Below are 8,983 nucleotides of genomic sequence, written 5' to 3'. Positions count from 1 at the left end.
CCGGCTCCCGGTGGCGGGTCGAGGAATGCTTCCAGCAGGCCAAGAACGAGGCCGGACTGGACCAGTACCAGGTACGCAACTACCGGGCCTGGTACGCCCACATCACCTTGTCGATGCTCGCCCTCGCCTGGCTCGCCGGTACGAAAACCGAAGCAGTAAAAGGGGAATCGGAACTGATGATCAGGGCATGATCGGCTACACGCTACCCGAGATCCGCCGCCTGCTCGTGCAACTGATCCTGCGACACGCCCACCCGGACGGGCACATCTGGTCCTGGTCGAACTGGCGACGGCGCCGACAACACCAGGCCCGCACCTCCCACTACCGCCGTCGCGGCCACCTCCCATAAGTGCCGTTGCAGTACTAATGGGGCTCACCGTCGGGTGGGCTGCCGCAGGTCGGCGGGAGTGTGCCGGCGACGGACACACCCTGCTCTGTTCCGACCCGGCCCGGATGGTGCTGGTGTTCGTGCCGACCGCGATCTTGCTGCTCGGCGGTCTCGGGGCGTTCGCGGTCGCGTACCGGGTCTGGCGCCGGGGCGGCACCTGGCCGATCTGGCAGGGCGCCGCGTGGGTGTTGTTGGTGTTCATGCTGATCTACCTCGGCATGTCCGCCCGCGCACTGGCCACCTCCAAGAACGCACTGGCCACCACCTCCTACAAGGGGTGCGTCCCTGGGAATCTTCTCGAACTTATGTCGGGTATCCGGCCGGACTGGGTGGCGTGAACCCTCTTGCGGTGTCGGCTCGTGGGCTCGCCCGTTGATTCGGGGTCGCCGGGGCGGGGTAATTGCCGAAGGTATGAATACTCGAGGCGCGATCGTGATGTCAGGAATGTCCGTGATTGCTCTCGTCGCCGCGGGATGCGGCAGCGACGCGACGGATGAGCAGGCCACCGTCGAGACCCCGCCGTCGTCGGCCGAGGCAACGACCGGTGTGGTGGTTCCCGGAGCCGAGGGAGCGTTTCAGTTGCCTGGTGAGGTCGGCGAGGACGATGCGTTCACCTACGATCAGGTCGCCGTCCCGGTGGGCTCGTCGGTGGACGTCGAATCCGACAAGGGAGACGGCCGCACGACGGTCACGTTCCGCGCGACCGGGTTGGCGCCGAACCGCGACTTCGGTGTGCACGTACACACACGGCGGTGCGGACCACAGCCGGCGGATTCGGGGCCGCACTATCAGAACGACGTCGACCCCGCGGCCACCCCGGACAAGCCGTCGTCGGATCCCGCCTACGCGAACCCTCAGAACGAGATCTGGCTCGATGTCACCACCGACCAGACCGGCACGCTCAGTCGTCGACGACCGTGGACTGGGAAGTCCGCCCAGGTGAGGCCAAATCCGTGGTGCTGCACGCACAACGGACGATGACCGGCCCGGGTCAGGCGGGGATGGCGGGTGACCGTCTGGCGTGCATCGACGAAGACTTCTGAGCAACGACGAGATCCGGCAGGGGATCCCACCGCACCACGGTGCACCCACCCGGGTGCCGGACACCGCCTGCAGGTGCCGGGGTCCGGCAGGGCCGAAGAAGCCGTCCCTGAGCGTGTGGGTGGAGGGCAGGTGCGGTAGCCGTGTGCGGGAACTGGTCGGATCACCGCCCCCGGCCGCGGCCAGCAGGCGGAACCCGTCGTACCTCATTTCCGCCGCCCAGACACTGTCCATTCCTCCCAGGAGCTCACCCGGGGTGGCCAGCATCGGCGCAATCAGGCGCATGGGCTGATTGTGTGCCATCCGCCCAGCTCCGACGAGCTTCCCGGCTCTCGAATCCGGGAATGTGGGCGAGCACCGACCCAACGAACGCGCGGTCTACCGTCTGGCAGACCAGATCACCCACGACCGGGACCGGCACGCCGCTGTAGATACGCGGCCGCAACCGTAGAGACCCCAGAACCCCCCCCTGGAGAGTTCCACAGGGGCCGTTCTGCATCAGTCACGTGTGGGAATGCCCGCTGCAGCGTCATACCGCGGGCATAGTGGATCAGTGGGGTCTTTCCAGCTGTGGAGTTGCACTGCTCCGACGATCAGCACTGCGCCGACCACGATGGCGTATCCGCCGACCACCGTCACGATGCCCAGGATGCCGGCACCCGGCGCGAGCACCAGGAAAACGCCGCACAGGACGGCGAGAAGGCAGGCCGCGAGCATCCACCGTCGACCCGTCAGAGTGCGGACCTCGAGCGCGCCGACAGCTCCGAACAGCCCGGAAACGATGGCGTAGCAGGCGATCACGTAGAGCAACACGAGCGCGGTGATGTCGGGCCAGGCCAGGGCCATCGCACCGGCCACGACGGCGGCAACGCCACCGGCGACCCACCACGTCCGTGGCCCGTCACGGCGGCACTGCATCGCCGAGACGACGGAGGTCACCCCGTCGGTGATCGAGTAGACGCCGAAGACCACGGTTAGGCCCCACACGGTGATGCCGGGCCAGACCAGCGCGCCGGCGCCGAACAGGACCGCCAGGATTCCGCGCGGCAACGTCATCCACCGGATGGTGCTGGCGAGGTCGGCGGGCAGGGTGTCAGTAGCCACGATGTTCCTTCAGTGCTGTCGTTGTCCGGACACTGATGTCGGGTGAGCCGCCGCCCACCCGGGGGCTTTCCCGGGAACACAGGATCGACCCCTCACCGACGGCGGCGAGGAGTCGATCGTGGCGCCCTCGGATCAGAGTCCGACGCCGCCGTTGAGGCCGAACATGACGCTGAGCCAGTGCAGAAACGCACCGAACGCCACGTTGAAGTCGATTCCGGCGGAACCCATTGACACTCACCTCTTCACCAATTGTTGTCCCGACCTATTCTCTTTATCGGCCGCAACCGGGAATATGTTTCACAAATCCGTTGAAATCGAGAAAATCGAGCCACCCCCGGATCGGCGAGACTCGGGGGTCAACTGAACAAATGACCATTTCAGGGGCCAGTTTGTAGACGCACTTACCCGAATATCTCGTCCAGTCAATATGGGAAGTAGCTCCAACTGGAAAATCGATCATCCACGTTCGCGGAGATGCTTTGTAAACCAAGCCCGCCACGCCAGAAAGAGATATTTGTCCCAAATGTGAATATTTCGCCGCAATTGGTACGTAGAGCCCCGAAGGCATCCCGTCCATCAAAAGAGTTGCCCTTCAGGACCTGCCGCGACGGGTGCAGACGTCTTCTCGCCCACCCGATGCGGCCGCGCTGCGCGCCGCCTATGGTGGCCAGCCGGGTTGCGGTGTCGCCGGGTCGGACGGCACGGGCGACGCGTTGGTCACACGTTCATTGCATCCGCTGGCCCACGGGCGGCGAAGCGGCCGCCGGGGCCCTCCGCTGCCGAAAGGGTCAGTGGCCGTCCGAGGGTCTGGCTGCCGGTGGTCCAGCCGACAGGCCGCACGGACATCGGATACCCGTACCGGGGTTGATGGGCCGGTAGGTCGATCAACGCCGGTCCTGCTAACGCTGATTGATCCAGCCGACCCTGTCGGAGGAGAAGTCGAACGAGGGGTCGTAGAGGACGACGTACTGGCCGGGTGGGGAGCCGGCGCGATTGTCGAAGCACACGTCTCCGGTCGCGGTGCCGCCCGGTGCGACATTGCCGTAGCTGAGGACGTTCGGTCGCCCGGTGATCCAGGTGTTGCGGATGGCGCCGGCCGGGTCCTGCAGCTTCCAGTCGAACTCGGCGAAGTCGGCGGGATCGTCGCCGGCGTTGTTGATGGTGACCGTGGTGCACAGGACGGAGCTGAAGGGGTCGGTCTCGTCGGCGAGGGGTGTGGTTGTGGTGGTCACGTTGTCGACGGTCACCGAGTCGCCGGCGTTGGCGGCGGTGTCCCCGTCCGTTTTGCCTTGGAAGGTGAGACCGGTGTCCGCGGCTTGACCGCCGCTGCTGTTCCCCGATGTCACGGTGGGTTCGTCGTTTCCGCCGATGCTGCTGGCGATGATTGCGATGCAGCCGCCGAAGAAGAGGACGAAGACCCCGATCAGGATCCAGGGCCATTTTCTGTGCTTCTTCGGGGGTGGGGGTTGTTGGTAGTAGCCCGGTGGGTAGTAGCCGGGCGGGCCGCTTTGGGGGTAGCCCGGTGGGATGTTTCCGCCGGGTGGTCCGTACAGAGGGGTGTCGCGGTGTTCGGGATCTTGCGGGGAGGGTGGTGTTGTGTCGGGCATGACGGTCCTTCGGCGATCTGTCTTCACCCATTGAGGGTGATGTAGATCACATATCGACCGGTTTCGTTGTTTTGTTACCGACAGTCTCGATTGCTGCGGAGGATTTGCCCTGGCAAGTTTTCTGCATGGGGTGCCTGTGGGTCCCTCGAGGAATGCGGTGAACTGGGTGCCCGTCGACGACCTCCCGCCGCCGCGGGATGCTCCGGCAAACCGCCGAGCGGGCAATGGGAAGCGCCGTTGACCGAGGCGCAAGCACCGGAGTCCGGTCGGATCGTTGTCGATCACTAGGCCTTCTGGCAGCGCCTCGCATGAGGTTTCGTCCGCGAGGTGCTTATGATCCAGACGCGCAGCCGAGCGGAAGGCGCAGACCGATGCCGGAGAAGAAGGATCGCAGTCCGAGACCCGAACCCGGGCCGCTCGGCGCGGGTGCGCGGGTGCTGGTGCGCTGGCCGTCCGAACCGGCGCAGACCGGTCGGATCATCGAGGATTACGCCGAGCTGACCGACACCGAGGAGCGTGGGCACGCCTGGGCGCCGGTGCACCGGTGGGCTATCGCCCTCGACGACGGGCGCCTGGTCTTCGCCGACACCGACGACCTCACCGCCGACCCGAGCACGCCAGGATCCACCGGGTAGGCCGGCCCTGGCCGGTGGAAGAACCAGTTAGAGACCGTGTCCCCGGTGACCAGACCGAGCTGGGTTACGTCACCGCCACGCTGCCGGTGAAGAAGAACGGCGCCGTGCCGCCGAAGCAGAAGACGGTCGCGTTTCCCTTCGCGAAACCGCTGAGCTTTCCCGCAACCCCCGGTCCGAACGCACCGGTCTTGAAGTTGAAGCCCGAGTCGAATCCGAAGCAGGTCCAGTTCTCGCCTGCGGGTACCGTCACCACCACCTCACCGGACGCTCCGGCGCTCAGTGCCGGTACCGCGGCGGCGGTACCGCCCGCGAAGATCATCGCGGGCGCGATGACTGCCGACGCGATGGCTGTGCGGACCGCGATCTTCTTCTTCATGATGCTCACCTCGTTCTGAGAGTCCCCGACTCTTGCAGCGAACGGGCGGCGAAACAGCCCTACAGCACCGCTGGGCGCCGATTCGGGGACCCGTTCGTGTGAACAGGTCACGATTGCCCTGATACACAGCAGGTGAAACGGCGGAATCGGTCGAATCTGTGAGTACGCAGCGGGGGTGTGATCGTCGCTTACCTGGGTGGTGCTCGATGCTTCTGGAGGGAGTCGATCTCGGCGGACACCTCGTCGAGGCGGCGTCTGGCCTTCGCCAGCAGGCCCTCGAGTTCGAGAATGCCGACTTCCGCTTCTTCTCGCTCGGCCAACCGGCGGGCGAGGTCGTTCGGAGGTGATGTCGTCTTCATCTACTCACGGTACGCAGGTCATCACCCCTGAGGAGGTCGACCTGTTCCTCGCGTGAGAGGTGTGCGTCGGAGTGGTTCACGAGGTTACGGAAGGGCCGTACGCGGCCGGGGCGGGGTGGGCGATCACTCGGCCTCGGTGCGTACGACGTAGGGCGCCCCGCGGCCGAAGGGGTTAGCGACCGGAACCGGGGCTGGCTGCCCCGGCGGGGTCTGGCGCGTGCCCCGGGACAACGTACTGTGCGGGTACCCGGATCCGGGTCGGCTACGCCGGATTTGCCGCAGCCCCCCGGGGAGGGATGCGGCAGCACCGTGACCTCGGTGCGGCTGAGGATCCGGGCGCGTGGCCGGAGTGGAAAGGTGCCGACCGATGTCCGAGAGCACGCACACCCCGAAACCCGGGCCCGCGGCGCTGAGTGTGGGCGCGCGGGTGCGGGTGCGCCGGCCGTCCGAACCGGCGCAGACCGGTCGAATCGTGGAGGACTTCGCCGAGCTGACAGACACCGGGGAGCGGGGGAACCTCTGGGCGCCGGTGCACCGGTGGGCGGTTGCGCTCGACGACGGGCGGTTGGTGTTCGCCGACACCGACGGCCTGACGGCGGACCCGGCCTGACCGCAGTCCCCAGGGCGCGGGTGGGATCGGGTCGGTGGACCCGTGGCCTGCCGACCAGTTCGAGACCGTCCCCGGGGCCCCTCGTGCCTGTGGCCCCGGGGGCGGTCGACCGGTTACTTCACCGTCACGCTGCCGGTGAAGAAGAACGGTGGGGTGCCGCCGAAGCAGAAGACGGTCACGGTCGAGTTTTTCGCGAAGCCGCTCAACGTGCCGACCCCGGGCGCGAAGGCACCGGTCTTGAGGTTGAAGCCGGAGTCGAAGCCGAAGCAGGTCCAGTTCTCGCCGGCCGGCACCGTGACGGTCACGGTTCCCGACGCGCCGGCACCGACGCTCAACGCGGGCACCGCCGACGCGGTCCCTGCCGCAAGGACCATCGCGGGAGCGATCACGGCCGTCGCGATGGCCGTGCGCGCTGCGAGTTTCTTCATCGTGCTCACCCCACGCCGGCGGTGTTCGAGGACCTCAACCGCCGCCACCCCCTGAGCCTGGTCGGCGGTGCCCCACGCACCGCCCAAACATGCCGCCGGGGTGCTCGGAGAGGCTATGAGCTTGGACGCGCATTACCACTGGGGCCCTGGGGGACTGACCCACAAAGTGGAGAAGGCGGCCCACCCCGGGTCCGCTACCGAACCCGCAACCGCGACCTCCACCGAGCCGGCGGCTACGACACCGCCCGCCGAGCCGGCGTCGGCGCCCGCACAGTCGACGCCATCGACAGTGCCTCCCGTGGCGGTAAAGACCACGGGCAGGGCAGCGTCCGCTACCGGCGGTTCCGACCGTTCCTCCCCATAGGGATGCACCCGCTTGGGCCTGCGTGGGTGGGATCCAGGTGGGGTGGTCACCGTGTGGCGGCGCGGACGGCCATAACCAGTCCGGCCACGAGCAGGGCCAGCAGCGCGAGCACCAGCAGAATCGGCCCCAGCACCAGCCCGAGAAGGATGAGCAGGACGAGGGCGACCTGCACGGTGCGGCTCAACCCGGACACCAGGCCCTTGATCCCCGCCCACACCAGGTTCTTGCCGTTGAGTGTGGAGTCGATCGCCCGCAGGGCGGCGGTGGTGCTCGGTCCACCGTGGGCGACGGATTCGGCGACGGTGTCCAGCCAGTGGTCGAGGCTCTTCCGCACGGCTCCTCGGTCCTCGAGCTCGTCGAGGAGGGGATGGTCGAGGATGTGGTGAAGGTGTGGTTTGAGCCATTGGGCGGCGTCGTCGACCGATCGTGGCACGTGGCGGGGGCCGACGTCACCGGCGATCACACCGGCCGGCGTCGCAAAACCCAGCACCGAGTCCCGCGCCATAACCGGGGCGTACCCTCGCCACGGTCCACGGAAACTCGGCACACCATTCCTGGACGGCGCCGGAGGATCCGACCGGATGGACTGTTCCTCGGCCCCGAATTACGCAGTCCTCTCCCGTCTTTGACCGATTGAACTCTGCCCGTTCGGGGTAGTCGGCTAGCCGACCCCGCGTGCACCCTCTGGGCGGGCGAGGCAGCTGTGCGGCCATCCGGGACCGTCGGCGCCGTGGAACCTGCCGGGCGGGCGGAGCTGCGGCGTCGTGCGGTGGGCGAACACACAGCAAGGAGTGACGAGCATGACCACGGCAGGCGGGCCCAGTTCCAGCAGTCTCGCCGACGTCATCGACACCATCTTGGACAAGGGACTGGTCATCGACGCCTACGTTCGGGTTTCGATCGTCGGCATCGAACTGCTCACCATCGACGCCCGCGTCGTCGTCGCCAGCGTCGACACCTACCTGCGGTTCGCGGAGGCGGCGAACCGGCTCGCGATCGGCAGCGAACCCAAGGGCCTGGCCGATCTGGTCTCCGACGTCAAGGGCAGCGGCAGCACCAAATCCAAGACCAAGGGTGTCCTCGAGGGCGTCGGAGAGACGCTCGGTGAACTACTCGGCGGATCAAGCAGCGAACGCGAACCCGCACCCCGCAGGAGAAAGACATGACCACCACCGACGACACCGACGACACCGACGACACCGACGACACCGCCACAGCGTCAACCGCGATCTACGTGTACGGCATCGTCCCGGCGGACGTGCACCCCGAGGAGGACGCTACCGGCATCCACGACGCCCCGATCGAAATCGTCACCCACGACGACATCGCGGCGTTGGTCAGCGAAATCGACCCGGCACAACGACTCGGCGCCCCCACGGACCTGCAGGCGCACGCCCACATCCTGGACGGCACCTCGCATGTCGCCCCGGTGCTGCCGTTGCGGTTCGGGGCCGTCGTCTCCGACCGCGACGCGGTGATCGACGAGCTGCTCGCCGACCATGAGGACGAGTTCGCCTCCGCCCTCCGGGAACTGGAGGGTTTCGCGCAGTACATGGTGAAGGGCCGCTATGTGCAGGAGACCATCCTCCGCGAGATCGTCGACGAGAGCCCGAAGGCGACCAGCCTGCTCGAGTCGATCCGCGACCAACCGGAGGAGCTGACTAGGGATGCCCGGATGGCGTTGGGCGAGATCATCGGTAACGCCCTCGAGGCGAAGCGGGAGGCGGACACCCGCACCACCGTCGAGATGCTGTCTCCGCTGACCGACTCCGTCACCGTCCGTGACCCCACCCACGACGAGGACGCCGCCCAGATCGCGGTTCTGTTCGAGGTGGACCGGCAGGGCGAACTCGAACAGGCCGTCGGGGAGCTGGCCGAGCGCTGGGACACTCGGGTCACGATGCGCCTCCTCGGGCCGATGGCGGCCTACGACTTCATCGTCGCCCCCACATAGCCTCCCGTCCGATTGCCAGACGCAGAGTGCGCCTAGCAGGAGCCGACCGGTCGGATCGTTTAGCGGCCGAACTGCAATCTTGCGTTGGGCGGCCGATTGAGTGCCCCCGCCCTGGGG

The 8,983-nt window shown here is 67.2% G+C and carries 12 protein-coding genes and 3 pseudogenes; 8 read left to right on the top strand and 7 right to left on the bottom strand.

What is annotated here, in order from left to right; genetic code table 11:
• The 4 genes and pseudogenes from P3H15_RS51995 to P3H15_RS51980 all read left to right on the top strand — a co-directional run.
• A pseudogene (locus tag P3H15_RS51995) lies at window positions 1-191 on the top strand (IS701 family transposase); the annotation flags it as partial.
• Window positions 188-349: a hypothetical protein gene (locus P3H15_RS51990; protein ID WP_276144491.1), complete on the top strand. Its 162-nt coding sequence runs from the start codon at window positions 188-190 to the stop codon at window positions 347-349. The pseudogene P3H15_RS51995 and the gene P3H15_RS51990, both read left to right, overlap by 4 nt.
• A gap of 17 nt (window positions 350-366) precedes the next feature.
• Window positions 367-726: a hypothetical protein gene (locus P3H15_RS51985; RefSeq protein ID WP_276144490.1), complete on the top strand. Its 360-nt coding sequence runs from the start codon at window positions 367-369 to the stop codon at window positions 724-726.
• A 73-nt stretch (window positions 727-799) separates the two neighbouring features.
• Window positions 800-1,431, top strand: a pseudogene (locus P3H15_RS51980) (superoxide dismutase family protein).
• Window positions 1,432-1,594: 163 nt separating this feature from the next.
• Here P3H15_RS51980 and P3H15_RS51975 read toward each other — a convergent pair.
• The 3 genes and pseudogenes from P3H15_RS51975 to P3H15_RS51965 all read right to left on the bottom strand — a co-directional run.
• Window positions 1,595-1,714, bottom strand: a pseudogene (locus P3H15_RS51975) (DNA ligase); the annotation flags it as partial.
• A 213-nt stretch (window positions 1,715-1,927) separates the two neighbouring features.
• Window positions 1,928-2,533, bottom strand: coding sequence for an HdeD family acid-resistance protein (locus P3H15_RS51970; RefSeq protein WP_276144489.1), 606 nt, complete (start codon window positions 2,531-2,533; stop codon window positions 1,928-1,930).
• Window positions 2,534-3,432: 899 nt separating this feature from the next.
• A complete protein-coding gene (locus P3H15_RS51965) occupies window positions 3,433-4,140 on the bottom strand; it encodes a DUF4352 domain-containing protein (RefSeq protein WP_276144488.1) in 708 nt (235 codons plus the stop codon).
• 371 nt (window positions 4,141-4,511) lie between these two features.
• Between P3H15_RS51965 and P3H15_RS51960 the strand changes: the two genes are divergently transcribed.
• The gene (locus P3H15_RS51960) at window positions 4,512-4,775 is read left to right on the top strand and encodes a hypothetical protein (RefSeq protein ID WP_276144487.1); all 264 of its coding nucleotides are present in this window, start codon (window positions 4,512-4,514) and stop codon (window positions 4,773-4,775) included.
• A gap of 64 nt (window positions 4,776-4,839) precedes the next feature.
• Here P3H15_RS51960 and P3H15_RS51955 read toward each other — a convergent pair whose 3' ends face one another.
• Both P3H15_RS51955 and P3H15_RS51950 read right to left on the bottom strand, forming a co-directional pair.
• On the bottom strand, window positions 4,840-5,151 hold the full coding sequence (locus P3H15_RS51955) for a hypothetical protein (protein WP_276144486.1): 312 nt from the start codon (window positions 5,149-5,151) through the stop codon (window positions 4,840-4,842).
• A gap of 188 nt (window positions 5,152-5,339) precedes the next feature.
• Window positions 5,340-5,510, bottom strand: coding sequence for a hypothetical protein (locus P3H15_RS51950; RefSeq protein ID WP_276144485.1), 171 nt, complete (start codon window positions 5,508-5,510; stop codon window positions 5,340-5,342).
• A 367-nt stretch (window positions 5,511-5,877) separates the two neighbouring features.
• Here P3H15_RS51950 and P3H15_RS51945 point away from each other — a divergent pair, with 367 nt between their 5' ends.
• A complete protein-coding gene (locus tag P3H15_RS51945; RefSeq protein WP_276144484.1) occupies window positions 5,878-6,120 on the top strand; it encodes a hypothetical protein in 243 nt (80 codons plus the stop codon).
• Window positions 6,121-6,233: 113 nt separating this feature from the next.
• Here P3H15_RS51945 and P3H15_RS51940 read toward each other — a convergent pair whose 3' ends face one another.
• Window positions 6,234-6,548, bottom strand: a complete 315-nt coding sequence (locus P3H15_RS51940) for a hypothetical protein (RefSeq protein ID WP_276144483.1) — start codon at window positions 6,546-6,548, stop codon at window positions 6,234-6,236.
• A 410-nt stretch (window positions 6,549-6,958) separates the two neighbouring features.
• Complete coding sequence (locus tag P3H15_RS51935) at window positions 6,959-7,417, bottom strand: hypothetical protein (protein ID WP_276144482.1); 459 nt, start codon at window positions 7,415-7,417, stop codon at window positions 6,959-6,961.
• Between the two features lie 295 nt (window positions 7,418-7,712).
• Between P3H15_RS51935 and gvpJ the strand changes: the two genes are divergently transcribed.
• Window positions 7,713-8,078, top strand: coding sequence for a gas vesicle protein GvpJ (gene gvpJ / locus P3H15_RS51930; protein ID WP_276144481.1), 366 nt, complete (start codon window positions 7,713-7,715; stop codon window positions 8,076-8,078).
• Complete coding sequence (locus P3H15_RS51925; protein WP_276144480.1) at window positions 8,075-8,866, top strand: GvpL/GvpF family gas vesicle protein; 792 nt, start codon at window positions 8,075-8,077, stop codon at window positions 8,864-8,866. Before gvpJ ends, P3H15_RS51925 begins: the two co-directional genes overlap by 4 nt.
• Window positions 8,867-8,983: the final 117 nt, after the last annotated feature.

This window comes from Rhodococcus sp. T2V (assembly GCF_029269925.1).
Classification (GTDB): Bacteria; Actinomycetota; Actinomycetes; order Mycobacteriales; family Mycobacteriaceae; genus Rhodococcus_F; species Rhodococcus_F koreensis.
The sequence above is the reverse complement of the archived record's forward strand: the minus strand, read 5'-3'. Positions and strand labels throughout refer to the sequence as shown.

Bases quoted from the DNA above. Each gene is read 5' to 3' on its own strand.
- P3H15_RS51955 (WP_276144486.1), bottom strand. From the start codon at position 5,151: ATGAAGAAGAAGATCGCGGTCCGCACAGCCATCGCGTCGGCAGTCATC.
- P3H15_RS51985 (WP_276144490.1), top strand. From the start codon at position 367: ATGGGGCTCACCGTCGGGTGGGCTGCCGCAGGTCGGCGGGAGTGTGCC.
- P3H15_RS51960 (WP_276144487.1), top strand. From the start codon at position 4,512: ATGCCGGAGAAGAAGGATCGCAGTCCGAGACCCGAACCCGGGCCGCTC.
- P3H15_RS51925 (WP_276144480.1), top strand. From the start codon at position 8,075: ATGACCACCACCGACGACACCGACGACACCGACGACACCGACGACACC.
- gvpJ (WP_276144481.1), top strand. From the start codon at position 7,713: ATGACCACGGCAGGCGGGCCCAGTTCCAGCAGTCTCGCCGACGTCATC.
- P3H15_RS51940 (WP_276144483.1), bottom strand. From the start codon at position 6,548: ATGAAGAAACTCGCAGCGCGCACGGCCATCGCGACGGCCGTGATCGCT.
- P3H15_RS51990 (WP_276144491.1), top strand. From the start codon at position 188: ATGATCGGCTACACGCTACCCGAGATCCGCCGCCTGCTCGTGCAACTG.
- P3H15_RS51965 (WP_276144488.1), bottom strand. From the start codon at position 4,140: ATGCCCGACACAACACCACCCTCCCCGCAAGATCCCGAACACCGCGAC.
- P3H15_RS51950 (WP_276144485.1), bottom strand. From the start codon at position 5,510: ATGAAGACGACATCACCTCCGAACGACCTCGCCCGCCGGTTGGCCGAG.
- P3H15_RS51945 (WP_276144484.1), top strand. From the start codon at position 5,878: ATGTCCGAGAGCACGCACACCCCGAAACCCGGGCCCGCGGCGCTGAGT.
- P3H15_RS51935 (WP_276144482.1), bottom strand. From the start codon at position 7,417: ATGGCGCGGGACTCGGTGCTGGGTTTTGCGACGCCGGCCGGTGTGATC.